At 57.5% G+C, this 15,254-nt stretch carries 13 protein-coding genes; 10 read left to right on the top strand and 3 right to left on the bottom strand.

Going from position 1 to position 15,254, the window contains the following annotated elements; genetic code table 11:
• Window position 1 precedes the first annotated feature (1 nt).
• Window positions 2–766 carry a hypothetical protein gene (locus PYTT_RS12305; RefSeq protein ID WP_067777507.1) on the bottom strand — a complete coding sequence of 255 codons (765 nt, stop codon included), beginning with the start codon at window positions 764–766 and terminating at the stop codon, window positions 2–4.
• A gap of 158 nt (window positions 767–924) precedes the next feature.
• Between PYTT_RS12305 and PYTT_RS12300 the strand changes: the two genes are divergently transcribed.
• The gene (locus PYTT_RS12300; protein ID WP_083076954.1) at window positions 925–3,216 is read left to right on the top strand and encodes a VIT and vWA domain-containing protein; all 2,292 of its coding nucleotides are present in this window, start codon (window positions 925–927) and stop codon (window positions 3,214–3,216) included.
• 20 nt (window positions 3,217–3,236) lie between these two features.
• Window positions 3,237–4,535, top strand: coding sequence for a vWA domain-containing protein (locus PYTT_RS12295; protein ID WP_067777505.1), 1,299 nt, complete (start codon window positions 3,237–3,239; stop codon window positions 4,533–4,535).
• Window positions 4,536–4,655: 120 nt separating this feature from the next.
• On the opposite strand, the gene PYTT_RS12290 is transcribed toward PYTT_RS12295, so the two are convergent.
• A complete protein-coding gene (locus tag PYTT_RS12290; RefSeq protein ID WP_141675882.1) occupies window positions 4,656–6,941 on the bottom strand; it encodes a glycosyl hydrolase family 95 catalytic domain-containing protein in 2,286 nt (761 codons plus the stop codon).
• 212 nt (window positions 6,942–7,153) lie between these two features.
• Between PYTT_RS12290 and PYTT_RS12285 the strand changes: the two genes are divergently transcribed.
• The 4 genes from PYTT_RS12285 (at window position 7,154) to PYTT_RS12270 (ending at window position 10,354) form a co-directional block, all read left to right on the top strand.
• Window positions 7,154–8,671 (top strand): sialate O-acetylesterase, encoded by a 1,518-nt coding sequence (locus tag PYTT_RS12285; protein ID WP_067777503.1) that lies wholly within the window; start codon window positions 7,154–7,156, stop codon window positions 8,669–8,671.
• Between the two features lie 135 nt (window positions 8,672–8,806).
• Window positions 8,807–9,400, top strand: a complete 594-nt coding sequence (locus PYTT_RS12280) for a lipocalin family protein (protein WP_067777531.1) — start codon at window positions 8,807–8,809, stop codon at window positions 9,398–9,400.
• Window positions 9,397–9,666, top strand: a complete 270-nt coding sequence (locus tag PYTT_RS12275) for a GNAT family N-acetyltransferase (RefSeq protein ID WP_067777502.1) — start codon at window positions 9,397–9,399, stop codon at window positions 9,664–9,666. The genes PYTT_RS12280 and PYTT_RS12275 overlap by 4 nt, the downstream gene beginning before the upstream one ends.
• 94 nt (window positions 9,667–9,760) lie before the next feature.
• On the top strand, window positions 9,761–10,354 hold the full coding sequence (locus tag PYTT_RS12270; RefSeq protein WP_067777501.1) for a manganese efflux pump MntP: 594 nt from the start codon (window positions 9,761–9,763) through the stop codon (window positions 10,352–10,354).
• Between the two features lie 70 nt (window positions 10,355–10,424).
• Here PYTT_RS12270 and PYTT_RS12265 read toward each other — a convergent pair whose 3' ends face one another.
• The gene (locus tag PYTT_RS12265; RefSeq protein ID WP_141675881.1) at window positions 10,425–10,934 is read right to left on the bottom strand and encodes a PA14 domain-containing protein; all 510 of its coding nucleotides are present in this window, start codon (window positions 10,932–10,934) and stop codon (window positions 10,425–10,427) included.
• Window positions 10,935–11,185: 251 nt separating this feature from the next.
• Here PYTT_RS12265 and nadA point away from each other — a divergent pair, with 251 nt between their 5' ends.
• The 4 genes from nadA to mutL are packed head-to-tail and all read left to right on the top strand — an operon-like array spanning window position 11,186 to window position 15,215.
• Window positions 11,186–12,118, top strand: coding sequence for a quinolinate synthase NadA (gene nadA, locus PYTT_RS12260; protein ID WP_067777499.1), 933 nt, complete (start codon window positions 11,186–11,188; stop codon window positions 12,116–12,118).
• A gap of 2 nt (window positions 12,119–12,120) precedes the next feature.
• Window positions 12,121–13,131 (top strand): SAM-dependent methyltransferase, encoded by a 1,011-nt coding sequence (locus tag PYTT_RS12255; RefSeq protein WP_067777498.1) that lies wholly within the window; start codon window positions 12,121–12,123, stop codon window positions 13,129–13,131.
• Window positions 13,128–13,331 carry a sulfur carrier protein ThiS gene (gene thiS, locus PYTT_RS13625; RefSeq protein WP_067777497.1) on the top strand — a complete coding sequence of 68 codons (204 nt, stop codon included), beginning with the start codon at window positions 13,128–13,130 and terminating at the stop codon, window positions 13,329–13,331. The genes PYTT_RS12255 and thiS overlap by 4 nt, the downstream gene beginning before the upstream one ends.
• 39 nt (window positions 13,332–13,370) lie before the next feature.
• The gene (gene mutL / locus PYTT_RS12245) at window positions 13,371–15,215 is read left to right on the top strand and encodes a DNA mismatch repair endonuclease MutL (protein WP_172801832.1); all 1,845 of its coding nucleotides are present in this window, start codon (window positions 13,371–13,373) and stop codon (window positions 15,213–15,215) included.
• The last annotated feature ends 39 nt before the right edge of the window (window positions 15,216–15,254 follow it).

Below are 15,254 nucleotides of genomic sequence, written 5' to 3'. Positions count from 1 at the left end.
GTCAGCCGGCCGCCGTCTCCATACGTTTCAACTCCTCGACAGCGTCACGGTGCCGCTGTTCACATTCATGCAGAAGACGGCTGCCGCCTTCTGCAACGCTTGAATCCTGCCTCTGTTGCTGCAGTTCGTATTCCTTCTGCAAAAGAGCGGTCAAATCGCGTTGCAACCTGAGACGCTCGTTCGCATTCACAGCCAAATCACGCCGATGCAGAATCAATTCTTCCCGTGCAGACAGAACATCATCGATTGCGGCCCATCCGGCGTTGTATTGAGCCTGTTTGAGTTGAAACCTTGCGACCAGCACATTGTCCAGCTCCACCGAATTCTCCATGTACGACAGGCAGCGTTTGGCATCAAGATATTCGATTTCCGCCCGCAAAGCCTCGTCTGCATCACTCCCCGCCTGGTACTGCTCGCGCATCATGTCTCTTGTCTTTTTCAGGCACTCGATTAATTCACGCTGTACATCGATTTTATCCTTCAAGCTTGCAGCCTGATCCCGTTTGTTTAAAAGCAGATTCTTTTCCGCCTCCAACACATCGGCAAAAGAAGCCAGCCCGCTCTGGAATCTTGCTTGCGCACGCTGCACATCATGCGCCGCCTGCCTTGTATCAAGCTGTTGAGTTCCGGAACCTCCCGCCTGCGCCCCGGTAACGGTACAGGACAGAGTCAGCATGCAGATAATCATATCAGACACGTTCATCATCGCCATCATAGCCCGTCCTTGTTCTTTGTCAATTGAAAAGTCGACATTCAAAACGCTCATATTCAACGGGAGAAATAATTTCCATCAAATGCCGCGGCATAACACGATGCATTCTCAAGCATCGTCGGATTCCATTGATAGAATCGCGTATGAAATGGAAAAAGAATCATTGACACGCAACATCATATACACTAAAAACATACTATCCCTCATCCCTTATGTCCGCCATACCCCCATTATCCTGCTGGATGGCCATTGCTGCATGCGTCGGCGCTCCCATCCTCGAAGCCCAATCATCCTACGATCCTCCCGTGACCATTACGCCGCGGAGAGTCATCATGCCGCGAGCCGTTCGAATCCCCGTCGAAATCTCCAGAGCCACCGCCCGCATAAGCATCGAAGGCAACCGGGCTCAAACCGAATTAACGCTGACTGTCCGCAATTCCGGAGCAGCAAATACAGAAGCGGAACTGCTCCTCCCTGTACCGGAAGGAGCCATCGTCAAGGGGTTTTTCTACGGTAACGGACAAGGTAAATACACGGCGTCCCTGCTTCCCGCACAGGAAGCGCGCAGATTGTACGATTCCATTGTGGCGAGGGCCCTGGATCCTGCACTGCTGGAATTCGCCGGCTTTGCAGCCATCCGCACGAGCGTGTTTCCTGTTCCGGCCCGCTCCGAAGTCACTCTCACCATCGTGTACGATCAAGTCGTCTCGCCGGAAAACGGCCGCTTCGACTATATCCTTCCCCGCTCAGAATCATTGGAAAAGAATACGGAATGGCAAATTCGCGCCGAAATAGCGCCTCCTTGTACCAATGTCTACTCTCCGACACACGACATGGAAACGGCAGCGCTGCAAAACGGCACAACCGTACTCACCCTGCCTGCAGCCAGGAACCACAATCCGGGAGCTTTCCGCCTATCATGGCAGGGAGCAGCGCCGACCCTCGGCATACCGCAAACAACGGTTTATGCCTGCCCGGATTCGGCAAATCCAAAAAACGGCTATTTCATGCTCATGATCGGAGGAGATTCCATTACCTCCGATGCCAAAGCAGCAGCCATTCCCCGGGAAATCACCCTCGTGATCGATAGATCCGGCAGCATGCGGGGCGACAAACTCGACAAGGTCAAAGAATCCGTCAAGCAAATCATCGCCGGGCTTCAGGAAGGAGAATCCTTCAACCTGATCACCTACAACGAAGGTGTAGAGCCTTTCTCCCACGAGCCCGTTCTCAAAACTCCGGAGCAGGAACGCAGAGCCTTCGAATGGATCGACGGCATGAATGCCCGGGGAGGAACCAACATCCACGAAGCCCTGAAACAGGCCCTTGCCCCGCCCGTCCGAAACGGCACACTGCCCCTCGTCATCTTCATGACGGACGGAATGCCCACGATCGGAACGACTTCGGAGAAAGCCATTCTGCAATTGGCAGCTTCCCATAATCCCGGCAAAAGGCGCATTTTCACCGTCGGCGTCGGAGAAGACGTCAACGCGCCACTCCTGCGCAATATGGCCGAAACCTCGAGAGCCGTTCCCACGTACATTCTGCCGAAGGAAGATGTAGAGACGAAAATGGCTTCCCTCTTCCGGCGGCTCGGCGGACCGGTGCTGGCCGATGTCGAACTCACTCTTCCGGGCGATGTTTCGCGCACCGGAGATATGGTTCCATCCACCATCGGCGATATTTACAACGGCCTGCCCGCACTCGTCACGGGCACCTACAAGGGCACCTCTCCCTTCAACATCCTCGTCAAGGCCACCCGCCCGGATGGCATTCGCATCGATATCCCCTTCACGGTCGATCCCGGCCGTATCTCCACCCAGCGGGACGATTTTGTCGGCCGTCTTTGGGCGTCTCGCCAAATAGGCCGACTTCAAGCCGCCTTGACGGATATGGGGGCCAACATGCAGGATATCGCCGCCTTGCAGCGCGATCCGAAAACAAAAGAAATCATCGAAGAAATCATCGAAGAAATCATCCGCCTCTCCATCGAATTCGGCATCATGTCCGATTTCACCTCCTTCTTTGCAGACGACGGCAGCCGTGCCGCCCATCCGGCAGGCACGCCGCTGCGGCTTTCGGATCCCCATCTCCGGGCTTCCGCATGGAGCGGTTTTGCCGTACAGGAGCGAAGCGGCATGGGAGCCGTTTCCAAACAGGGCAATATCGCGGACATGAACGAACAGAGAATCCAGAACAAGCGCAATGCCCGTAATACGGCGGACGGATCGGCCCGCGAGGCGGACACCATCGCGCAATTGGCGCAGAACGCCTACTTCAAGCAAGGAGGCGTCTGGGTGGAAAACAGCGTCGTCCAGCAATCCCCCGATCAGAACATGGCTCCCCGCTACGACCGCATCGTCCAGATCGGCACCTCCGAATACATGAAAGTAGCCGACCGCCTGATCTCCGAAAACAGGCAATCCCTGCTCGCCCTCGACGGCTCCGTCAACATCCGGCTCGGCGATGAATTCATTCTCCTCCAAAACACGATCACACCCTGACAACAAACACACCCCCCATCATGAACCACATCACGACATTCCTTGCGGGACTCGCCCTGTGCAGCATCACCGCACAGGCTCAGAGCAATCCCGAAGCGGCGGCAACCTCGGTTCTCGCTCCGAAACAGGCACCCAAAGCCAACATTCAGCTCGCAATCCTGCTGGATACTTCCAACAGCATGGACGGACTGATCAACCAGGCTCGCGCACAAATCTGGAAAATCGTCAACGAACTGACGCTCGCGCGCCAAAACGGACAACTGCCTAATATCCAGATCGCCCTGTACGAATACGGAAATTCCCGCCTTCCCGTCGAATCCGGGTGGATACGGCAGGTTTTGCCTTTTACGGACGATCTCGATGCCGTATCGGAACAACTCTTCGCCCTCCAGACGTCCGGTGGCACCGAACTCTGCGGAGACGTCATCGCGCAAGCTACCCGCGAACTCGCGTGGAACAAGGACGATCCCGAAGCCCTCAAGCTTGTATTCATCGCCGGCAATGAAAATTTCGATCAGGAGAAAGGCTCTTCGTACGAAACAAATCAGCTGAACAGCATCTCCGGCAAAAACCATTCATCGAAAGTCGAGGCCAAAGAACCCACCTACAAGGGAGCTCTGAAAACGGCCCTCGAAAACGGCATCACGGTCAATACGATCTACTGCGGCTCCATGAACGACGTAGATGCAATCCTCTGGAAAACGGCGGCCCGGCAGGCCGACGGCACTTACGCCAGCATCGACCAGAACTCGACACCGCCCGATCCGGAAACGCCCATGGACAAGGAACTAGCCTCCTTGAGCGAAGCTCTGAACAAGACGTATCTTGCCTACGGCAGCCGGACTATGCAAGAGATGCGACTGAATAACCAAGCGATGCAGGATTCCAATGCCGCCGGCATCGGTTACGGAGCGGCCGCATCGCGTGCGTCCGCCAAAGCCAGCAAAGTGGCCTACCGCAACACGTCTTGGGATCTCGTCGACCGCTTTGAAAATCCGGATACCTTCACGCTTGACTCCATCGGCGGAGCAGACAACCTGCCCGACGAACTCAAAGGCAAAACGGAACAGGAAATCAAGGATTACATTTCCGAAAAATCCAAGGAACGAAACAACCTCCAAAAACAGGTGCAGGAGCTGAGCGGCAAACGCGCTCAATGGATATCGGATTACCGCAAAAAACAATCCGATGCAGGAACCAGAGAAAAAACGCTGGACGACGCTATTCTCGAAACCGTCAGAAACCAGGCGAAAAACAAGAATTTCCGCTTCGAAAAACAGGCGACTTCCTCACAGCCGGAAACCCCGTCTGCGCCATAAAGCCATCCCTTGATCTTTTCGTGTCCAAGGGAAGCCGCAACAGTGGCTTCCCTTGTTTTTTGACGCCGCACTCCGGGTCAGATCAAATCCTTTCCATGCCCTCGCGGCAGAAGAGAAGCTTCACTTTTTCAATCCCAGAGGATTGGCCGGACCTGACGGTTGCACCGGGGCAATCCGCCCCGCAGGAACCGGAGTCCCTGCACCATGCAGGATGGCCGAACCTCCCTTCGGCAGGTTTACTTCAACGAGGCCATTCCCCAGATCGCGCACCGCGGCACCCTTGCACTGCACCCCGGTTCCGAGACCATGCACAATGCGGCACGGCTGCCCGGCTTCACTGGTAATGGATATCCATTCGGTTTTTCCATTCTTTCGCTCGGCAGCAATGCGGAAACCTCCTTCAGCCCGCAGATCGCGGAAGACGGCATCAGGCCAAGCTTTCGGCATCGCCGGAAAAATACGGATGACTCCTCGGCCGGACTGCAGCAGCATTTCATGAATGGACTGGGCCGCAGACAGCGGAGTTTCGATGACGGGCTGTCCCCCTTCGGAATACATGGTCGAAGGGGTCACATAGGGCTTCAAGCCTTGCAGGTATCTGTAAGCTCCCTCACCATCGCCCAGCATGGAAGAAATCAGAGAGCCGCCTGTAAAGGAATACCCTTGCAGACCTCCCTTGAAGCTGTGCCAATGCTTCAGAGACCGGCGAATCAGCTCCGCCTCGGCGGGATCTCGGGAATCGACCGTCTGCAACGGATAAACCATCAGGAGATGGGAAAAATGGCGATGGCTGGAAGTCAACTGCACGTCGCGTCCAATGCGGTAGCCCTTGTCGTCCTGCGGGTAGGGAGTCAGATTGTCAGCCACATCCTTCCAACTGTCTTTCAGCGGGTCCTGAATATGCAGAATATCAGCCGCTTCCAACAATGTCTGGCATCCCCACTTCAACAGGGACAAATCGTACGTAGCATCGTAACTGTCCGCGTATTCGGGAGAATGCGTCACGGGAATGTGCCACTTGCCATCCGGCCCTTTTTCGATAAAGTGGAGGTAATAATTCACCGCACGCCTCAGGATGGGATATACATCTTCACGCAGAATGGCTTCATCCATGGTGACGCGGTATTGCAACCAGAGGTTATGGCAGGCCCAGATCAGGTCTCCCACTTCGCAATCCTTCTCTTTCTTCCCGTTGCCGGGATAGCCGGTCGGAGCCAATCCTTCCTGCCCCGTGCATCGGAAAACGGCAGCCGAATCCTTGCGGTATTGTTCCGGCACGGAGTCGATGAAGTTCTGCCTGTTGCGGCGCATGCCCAGCCTAAGGGAATCGGCAATCACCATGCGGTTGCCGACATAAGCGGGCCAATAAGTCAGCTGGATGTTGAGGTTCCACCATGTTCCGCACCATGCGGTCGGCTGTATCCAGGGCCCCATCGTATCGATCAGCATGCCTCCCGCACGCCCGGCCGATGCCAGCTTGTACATCTGCATCCAGTAGAAAGATTCCCAGTACGAATCAGGCAGGGAAACGAAAGCATTCCGGTAATAGGACGACCACCAGTCCTGATGTACCCTGTCCAGATGTGCTACCGGTTGCGCGGCAGCCTTGTTCACGCCGTCCACGGCATCCTTCGTCGTATTTCCTGCCGGATAGGCATGCCGGATGCTCACCAGAAAGCGGGTCGTTTGATCGTCCTTTTGCCTCTTCCAAGCCGTTGTCACCACACCGTCGGGCAACAGAGGCTGTTCCCATACGGTCACGCCGTCCACCACGGATTGCCTGCCTGCGGGGTTGTTCGGATAGGAAGCGTTGCCCGCCTTGGGCAGCCCTTTCTTCAGCCAGCGGGGAGAAATGGCCTGTGCCGGCTTCATTTCGAACGCCCCCTCTTCTTCACCACCCTGCGGCAATACCTCGATCACCATCAAAGGCAATTCCGCGTGCACATAAGCCCGTATCTTCAAAGAACCGGCATCCGTCATCACCTCGCCGCGCAATTCCGCCTTCCAGAGATCGAGCCGCAAGTCGCACTCGGTAATCCGGCCTTTGGTAGCCAGAGAAAAATGGCCGATCGGGAGACGGGCTCGGGAAAAAAGCACATCAAGATCCAAAGGCCTTTTTTCTTGGACGTCCCCACGGCCAAGATCGAAACGCAGGCTGCGTTCGTTCTCCTTGTACACCATCATACCGAGCATGCCGTTCCCCAGAAACGGAGCTGCCACCCAAGAACCCGGCAATGCCTTCCAGACGGAATCATTGCGAGACATGAAAGCGGGCCAGTCCACCGCATCCGACACTGTATTGCTCTTCACTCCTGTTGCAGGCTTGCCGGATTCTTGGGCGGCAGGAGAGGAAAGAGAAAGAGGCAACAACATCAGCGACAAGAGGAAGGAACGAAACATAGGCATGGCAACAATTGTATTCGAAGTATCATATTGAAAGCCCTCGGCTCGTCAAGAAAAAACGAAATAATTCGCATGCATTTCCAGGAACAGAAAAAACAGGGTTGCCCGAGGCACCCTTGTGCTTGACTTGGAGATTCTTCCGCGCCATAATGCAGAAAGTACGGGGTAAACCAGATGTCCACATCGTGGGCGCCCCGTGACAAATATCTTTTTCTATGAAAGCACATACCTTCTGCACAACACTCCTTCTGCTGGCTGCGTCCGGTCTCGCGTGGGCGGCTCCCCAGTTCGACCGGGTCTATGGCTCCCATATGGTACTGCCCCAGAGCAAGGCCGTTCCCATCAGCGGTACGACCGATGCGTCAGGTGAAATCGTCGTCAGGTTCGACGGCCAGACCGTCCCCGCCATGCGGACGGGCAACAAATGGAAAGCCGAACTGAAACCGATGAAAGCCAACAAGACGGGTCAGAAACTGACCGTCACCCAGGGCAAGGACACGGTCGAACTTGACGATGTTCTCATCGGTGAAGTATGGCTCGCCTCCGGCCAATCCAACATGCTCTGGAGACTCAACCAGACGCCCGAAGGCAAAAACGCCATCCAGAAAGCCGACAACGCGCAAATCCGCATCCTGCACAACGAACCGCAGGTGCACACCAATCCCGCCGCCTACAAGGATGCCGATCGCGCCAAGCTGACCAAGGACCAGTTCTATACCGGACAATGGGCCGTCAACTCGCCGCAGAGTGCGCCTCGCATGTCGGCCGTCGCCTACCATTTTGCCAATGTTCTGCAAAAGGAGCTCAATGTACCGGTCGGCATCATCCATTCCTCACTCGGCGGTTCGGAAATGGCTGCATGGATTCCAGATTCCATCCTGAAAAAGAAACCTTTCTATTCCTCCTGCCGGGGCAACAAATGGCTGGAAAGCCCGCTCATTTCACCTTGGGCTCGCGGCCGTGCCAAACAGAACATCGCCCAGACCCTCTCTTCCGGAGAACCCATGCACCCCTACAAGCCCGGCTTCCTGTACAGCTCCGGCATCGAATGGATCGCACCGCTCCCCGTCAACGGCATCATATGGTACCAAGGTGAAACCGATGCCGAAGCACAGGACATGAAGCAGAACGCCACCCTTCTCCGCGACCTGATCACCTCGTGGAGGCAAGCCTTCGGCAATGCGGAATTGCCGTTCGTCATGGTACAGCTTCCCCGCATCAACGACAAGAGTGCCGTCCGTGCCTATTGGCCCGAATTCCGAGCCGTTCAGGATGGAATCGCCGCCACCATGCCAAACGTCGCCAGCGTCACCACAATCGACCTCGGTTCCACCAACAGCAACGTGCATCCGCCGAGTAAAACGGAAGTGGGTACGCGCCTTGCCCATACGGCGGCAGCCCGTTTCTACGGCAAGGATCTGCCGTACTCCGGCCCCGCCATGGAACAGAAAGCCGCCGCCGGAGCATCTCTGACCATCCGGATGAAACATGCGGATGGCATGAAAACTACGGACGGGCAGGCGCCACGAGGATTCGAAATAGCCGGGAAAGACAAAAAATTCCATCCGGCTACGGCTGTGATCGAAGGGAATACCGTCAAACTGACAGCCCCGCAGGTTCAGAACCCCGTCCATGCCCGATATGCATGGGCCACCTTCCTTGAACCGAATCTGGTCAACAAGGACAATCTGCCAGCGGTGCCGTTCTCCACAGCTCTCGGCCAGCCCAAATAACGGCCTTCTCCGTTTCTCCGCACTTCATCCATGGTTCCCTCAGCCGGAACCATGGATTTTTTATTTGATATCCACTCGAAAAACAAATTCCAGGCAACAAATCGGCAGACTTTGGTGTCTCAATTCCGTAAAGCCATGAAACCCTTGACGATCACAGCTCTGCTTCCCCTGTGCGCCCTGCTCTCCATCCCGCTTCTGTCAGGATGCCGGAGCAGCAGAACCGATATAGACACCCGATCGGTCCGCAAGCTCGACATCAACAAATACATGGGCCGATGGTATGAAATCGCCCGTTTCGACCATCGCTTCGAACGCGGCCTCGTCGGAGTAACCGCAGAATACAGCCTGCTGCCGAACGGTAAAATACAGGTACTCAACAGCGGTTACGAACACTCATTCGACGGCACCCACAAAACCATCGCGGGCAAAGCGAGCCAGCCCGACCCGCTCGAACCCGGCAGGCTCAAGGTATCCTTCTTCCCTCTCGTCTCGTCCGATTATTACATTCTGGAATTGGATGAAGTACATTATTCCTTCGCCCTCATCGGCAGCAGCTCCGACCGATACCTCTGGATCCTGAGCCGCACGGCCGAGCTTCCCGAAGATACGAAGGAATACCTGCTCGACCGCGCCAAAGCGCGGGGATACGATACATCGCGCCTGTACTGGACTCCCCAGCACAAAATTCGTCCATCCGCCGAAACCCATTCACCTTCAGGCAACCCATGAATATCACCCACCATCACGCACAACACTGCTTCGACACGGTCATCGAAGGACACACGGCCTGTGTGGAATACCGGATCAGCCCCGGTACATTCGACATCATTCACACGCGCGTGCCTGCCCCTTTGGAAGGCAGAGGCATTGCCGCCGCACTGGTGCAGACTGCCTACGATTATGCCCGGAGCCGCCAACTGGCTCTCCGCGGCTCGTGCTCCTATGCGGCCGCATGGCTCAAGCGGCACCCCGACTATCTGAAACCGGCATCCTGAATACGAACCGCTTCACCATAAAACGGAGAATTCCATTGGAGACATCCATTTTGGACTTCCTATCCTCCGCCGATACCGTTACACTCGGCGTCCCATGGATTTCTCCGAGATATTCCTGATCGCGCTCGCTCTCTCCGTCGATGCTGCCGTCTTCGCCTTCTCCTACGGCCTGGTACTGCGCCACAGCCGCATGAAAAACTCGGTGATTCTGGCGATCGTTACGGGAGCATTTCAGGCGGGCATGCCGATCATCGGCTTCTTCGGCGCGGGAAAAATCCGGCCCTATGTGGAAGCATGGGATCATTGGATCGCCTTCATCGTCTTCCTTCTGCTCGGCCTCTCCATCCTGCGCAACACATGGCTCGGCCAAGGAGAAGATGAAGATCCTTCCCTGCGGGATGCATCCCTTTCCGCCCGTTCGCTTTTCATCGTGGGACTGGCCACCAGCATTGATGCCCTCGCTATCGGCGCCTGCATCGCCTGCATGGTCAACCCGGCCGAAGGCTACCACTACCAGACCATTCTTCCTCCAGCCGGCATCATCGGCCTGACCACCTTCTTCTGCACCGTCATCGCCTTCCATCTTTCCCACTCCGTCCGGCACCTGCCGACCAAATGGCTGGAAACGGCAGCCGGCCTCACCCTCATAGGGCTGGGTATCAACACCCTGTGCCAACACATCGGATAAAGGAAAACGGTATCCGCCATGCGACGGATACCGTTGACCATTCATGCACAGAGTTTACTCTGCGCCTCCGTTATACCTTGGGTACAGCTTCGGAAATCAGAAGAAACACGGCTGCCGGAGAGGGGGAGAACTTACGGTTATCCGTACCGCCCGCACTGTAATCGCCAGGCAGCGGCTGTTCTTCGCCGGGACCGGTCATGCTCGTCTTGAGAGCGGAAGCATTCATGGAAACGGGGTTGTAATAGGCATTGGAGTATTCCACCTGCACCTTGTAGAAACCTGCCGCCATATCCGGCAGAGTAAGGATGGGGGAAGCGCTCAGTCTGCCGGCGGATACCATGCAGGCACCCTTGCCGAAAATCCTGAATGTCGCCGCATCATCGGCTTCGACCATAAAGTGATACTTGCCGGGCTCCGCAATCTTGATATAGCCGTTGTATTCGGTATCATAACCGTCGACACCCATGCGAATGGGAATAAACGGCTGGTCGGGATGCGTCTCGATCACGAAACCGGGATCGTTCTGGAATTCGAGGGGATAATAATTTTCTCCAAGATGATAATTGATTTCAGTACTCATTGTTTTCTTGTTTTGTTCGATTTGTAACAATGCACAACGTTGTGCATGCCACGAGAGTAGCAAAACATAAAATATTTTCAACATATTCAATATGAATGGATATTAATGCCTGAACGGGCATCTTTTTCCTACCGTCGATGAATGCCTCACACCCTGAATGCTCAGGAGCGGGCTCCATGTTCATTTTCACGGCCGGGCGAAGCCGTGAGTCGTCCTTGACCCTGAAAGGCCGCTCTGCTACTCTTTGGCGCATGGGAACACTCGACCTCCGGGAGGAAATTCTCCGGTTGAAAAAGGAACGGAACGCCGTCATACTGGCACATAGCTACCAGCGCCCGGAAATCCAGGATCTGGCCGACTTCGTCGGCGATTCCCTCGCACTGGCCCGCAAGGCGCAGGAAACGGATTGCGACGTCATTGCCTTCTGCGGCGTCCATTTCATGGCCGAAACCGCCTGCATCCTAAACCCGACGAAAACCGTCATCCTGCCCGATGCGGATGCCGCCTGCTCCCTCGAAGCCTCGTGCCCCGCCGGCGAACTCGAAAGCTTCCTGAAGGAACATGCGGACAGGAACTACTACGTCGTCGCCTACGTCAACTGCTCCATTGGCGTCAAAGCCCTCGCGGATGTCATCGTCACCTCCGGCAATGCCAAAACCATCATCGAAAAAGCCCCGAAAGACAGGCCCATCCTCTTCGTCCCCGATCAGAACCTCGGCGCATGGACGAGCCGCCAGACCGGCCGTGAAATGACCTTGTGGAACGGAGCCTGCCACGTCCACCTCGAATTCACCCGCCAGCAGATACTCGACCTCAAAGCCGCCCATCCCGGCGCTCTCGTCGTCTGCCATCCCGAATGCACGGAACCCGTCCGCCTGCTCGCAGACCACATCTGCTCCACCGAAAAAATGATCCCATTCTGCAGGGAAAGCGATGCCGCCCGCTTCATCATCGTCACCGAAACGGGCATCCTCCACCGCCTTCGCAAACTCGTCCCTGACAAGGAATTCATCCCTGCTTCCACGCCGCAATGCTCCTGCGGGGAATGCGTGTACATGAAAATGAACACACTCGAAAAATTGCGCGACGCCCTCGCCAGCCTCAGTCCCCGCATCGAAATCCCCGAGGAACTCCGCCTCCGCGCCCACGCCCCCCTCCAGCGCATGCTCGACCTCTCCCTCTGACCGTGAAAATCGTCCGACACATCGCCGCCAACGGCGGATGGCTGCCCATCGACCGTTACATGGAACTCGCTCTCTACGACCCGCAGGAAGGGTACTACAGCGAATCCATCCAGAACATCGGCGCCCGCGGCGACTTCTCCACCTCGGCCACCCTCTCCCCCCTGCTCGCGCGCACCCTCGTCGCCCACTGGCGCAAAACCTGCAAACGCCTCGGCAAAAACATCCCCCTCATTGAAATCGGCGGCGGCAACGGCGACCTCGCCAATGCCATCTCCCGCGAACTCGGCTTCTGGGAACGCATCCGCACGCGCTACTACATCGTCGACCGCTCGCCGACCCTGCGCGCGCTCCAAAGCCTCGCCGTCGGCAACTTCGCCCGCATCCACCCCACCATCGAAAAAGCCTTGTCCAAAGCCGGAGGCACTGCCTTCATCTTCTGCAACGAACTCGCCGATGCCTTCCCGGCGCGCCGCTTCGTCTTCCAACAAGGAGAATGGATGGAACTGGGCCTCTCCGTACAAGACGGCGCCATCGTCGAAACGCCCAAGCCCTGCGCCAGCCTGCCGGAATCCACCACTCTCGACCTGTGGCGCATCGAAGGCCAGCGCGTCGAAGTCAACGAAGCCTACCATATCTGGCTCAAGCAATGGATCCACAACCTGCAGGCATGGAAAGCAGGCACCTTTGTCACCATCGACTACGGCGACTGCGTCGAAGAACTCTACTACCGCAAACCGCAGGGCACCCTGCGCGGCTACCGCGCCCACCAGCTCCTCACGGGCGACGAACTCTTCCGCCACTCCGGCAAATGCGACATCACCTGCGACGTCAACTTCACCGACCTCCGCCGCATCGCAGACTCCTGCCTCGACGACGGCATCACCGCCATGTCGCAGCGCGACTACCTGCTGCCGCAGGCGGACAAGCAAAACCCTGCCGATTGCTACCTCGTCAGCGAGCCGGGACCCGGCGACCACTTCCACGTCATCATCCAGGAAAGAGACCCCGAATGAACACCATCACCGTCAACGGCATCGAACACAACCTTGCAGACGAAACCACATTGAGCGACCTCCTCGTCCGCCTCGGACTGGCAGGCCGCCCCGTCGTCGCGGAACTCAACGGCTCCGCCGTCCTCCCCCGCACCTTCGGCGAAACCATCATCCGCCCCGGCGACAAGCTCGAACTCATCGCCATCTGCGCCGGAGGCTGAAAGCCCATTCTTTCCTTCCCGATGAGCCGCATCCACATCATGTCCGACACTCTCGCCAGCCAGGTGGCGGCGGGAGAAGTGGTGGATCGCCCGGCATCCGTCATCAAGGAACTCGTTGAAAACAGCCTCGATGCAGGGGCAAAAACCGTTCGCGTCGAAATACGCCGGGGAGGCATCTCCCTGATGAAAGTCACGGACGACGGCTGCGGCATGAGCCGTGAAGACGCCTCCCTCGCCCTCCTCCGGCATGCCACCAGCAAACTCGCCTGCACCGAAGACCTCTTCCACATCACCCAGCTCGGCTTCCGGGGCGAAGCCCTCCCCAGCATCGCCTCCATCTCCCGGCTTCGCCTCGCCACCCGTCGGCACGAGGAAGTGGAAGGCACGGAAATCCTCTGCGAAGGCGGCGACCAAACCCCGCCGCGAGATGCGGGCACCGCGCCGGGCACCACCATCGAAATCTCCGACCTCTTCTACAACACACCTGCCCGCCGCAAATTCCTGAAAAGCGAAGAAACGGAAGCAGGCCACATCGAACACCAGTTCAAACTCCACGCTCTCGCCTTCCCCGGCGTACGCTTCATGTTCACCCGCGACGGGCAAACCGTATACGACGCCGTCGCCACTACGGACATGCGCCAGCGCATCGCCGACTTCGCAGGCCGCACGCAAGCCGACCGCCTCATCGCCATCCTCCCCGCCGAAGGCCCCGGCATCAGCATCACCGGCTACCTCCTCCCCCTCAGCGAAGCGCGGCGCAACCGCAGGCAGCAGTACATCTTCCTGAACCGCCGCCCCATCGACGACAAACTCGTCACCCGCGCCATCCGCGACGGCTTCGGCGGCTTCCCCACGGGACTTCACCCTGCCCTCTACCTCTACATCGAAATGGATCCGGCTCTGGTAGACGTCAACGTCCATCCCGCCAAGCGCGAAGTACGCTTCCGCCGCCCCGGCGACCTCGTCGCCGCCATCATCGAAGCTGTCGGCAACACCCTCTCCGCGCATGCCCGCGCGGAAACGGCGCCTTCCCCCCTTCCGAACCAGCCAGCACTCCCGCAGCCCCCAGCCTCTACCTCACAACATCCGGCAACCGCACAGCCCACAAAAGAACCGCCTTCTCCCGCAAGCCCCCGGCCAACCATTCCCCTTCCGTCCAAAACAACGGCTCCGGCCATCCGCCCCATTCTGCCCGCCACTCCGGCGGCTCCCGTACTGCCTCCCACCCAACGGGAACTGAACATCCCTGTCCGCCATCCTGCGCCTGCTCCTCCTCCCGCGGCCACACCTCAGTTGCCGAAACACACGCCTCATTTCAGACTCCTCGGCATCCTCAAGGAACAATACGCCCTCTTTGAAAATGCGGAAGGGCTCGTCCTCCTCTCGCCCCGCGCCGCAAGGGAACGCATCCTGTTCGAGCAATTCATCGCCGCTCACAAGAAACCCGTCGCTTCGCAGCTTCTGCTTTCCCCCGTCCTGCTGGACATGGACACCCGCGACCTCGCCGCCGTCACCCAGCTGCTACCCCACTTCGAACAGGCCGGATTCCGCATCGCCTCCTTCGGCCATAAAACCCTGCGCATCGAAGCCATACCCGCACCGCTCCAGCTCGACCGCATCGAAGATTTCGTGGCCGACCTTATCCATAGCCTCACACGGGGAGACACGCGCATCCAGCGCCACCGCAACCCCTACGAACCCTTCGCCATTCAAATGGCCCGCCAATACGCACGCCGCGAAGACATCTCACCCCTTCTCGCTGATCCTTCCCGGCTGCTCTCCTATCTTCTGGCCTGCGAAATCCCCTATTGCACCCCTTCGGGCAAACCGACGCTCATCCCCTACGCCATGAGCGAAATCACGCGCAAATTCCAGGCAAACTGACAAAACAAAACAGCCATTCCCCAATCAGGGAATGGCCGT

It is taken from the genome of Neoakkermansia glycaniphila (assembly GCF_900097105.1).
Classification (GTDB): Bacteria; Verrucomicrobiota; Verrucomicrobiia; order Verrucomicrobiales; family Akkermansiaceae; genus Akkermansia; species Akkermansia glycaniphila.
The sequence above is the reverse complement of the archived record's forward strand: the minus strand, read 5'-3'. Positions and strand labels throughout refer to the sequence as shown.

Bases quoted from the DNA above. Each gene is read 5' to 3' on its own strand.
- PYTT_RS12290 (WP_141675882.1), bottom strand. From the start codon at position 6,941: ATGCCTATGTTTCGTTCCTTCCTCTTGTCGCTGATGTTGTTGCCTCTT.
- PYTT_RS12300 (WP_083076954.1), top strand. From the start codon at position 925: ATGTCCGCCATACCCCCATTATCCTGCTGGATGGCCATTGCTGCATGC.
- mutL (WP_172801832.1), top strand. From the start codon at position 13,371: ATGTCCGACACTCTCGCCAGCCAGGTGGCGGCGGGAGAAGTGGTGGAT.
- PYTT_RS12295 (WP_067777505.1), top strand. From the start codon at position 3,237: ATGAACCACATCACGACATTCCTTGCGGGACTCGCCCTGTGCAGCATC.
- thiS (WP_067777497.1), top strand. From the start codon at position 13,128: ATGAACACCATCACCGTCAACGGCATCGAACACAACCTTGCAGACGAA.
- PYTT_RS12265 (WP_141675881.1), bottom strand. From the start codon at position 10,934: ATGAGTACTGAAATCAATTATCATCTTGGAGAAAATTATTATCCCCTC.
- PYTT_RS12285 (WP_067777503.1), top strand. From the start codon at position 7,154: ATGAAAGCACATACCTTCTGCACAACACTCCTTCTGCTGGCTGCGTCC.
- PYTT_RS12270 (WP_067777501.1), top strand. From the start codon at position 9,761: ATGGATTTCTCCGAGATATTCCTGATCGCGCTCGCTCTCTCCGTCGAT.
- PYTT_RS12280 (WP_067777531.1), top strand. From the start codon at position 8,807: ATGAAACCCTTGACGATCACAGCTCTGCTTCCCCTGTGCGCCCTGCTC.
- PYTT_RS12275 (WP_067777502.1), top strand. From the start codon at position 9,397: ATGAATATCACCCACCATCACGCACAACACTGCTTCGACACGGTCATC.
- nadA (WP_067777499.1), top strand. From the start codon at position 11,186: ATGGGAACACTCGACCTCCGGGAGGAAATTCTCCGGTTGAAAAAGGAA.
- PYTT_RS12305 (WP_067777507.1), bottom strand. From the start codon at position 766: ATGAGCGTTTTGAATGTCGACTTTTCAATTGACAAAGAACAAGGACGG.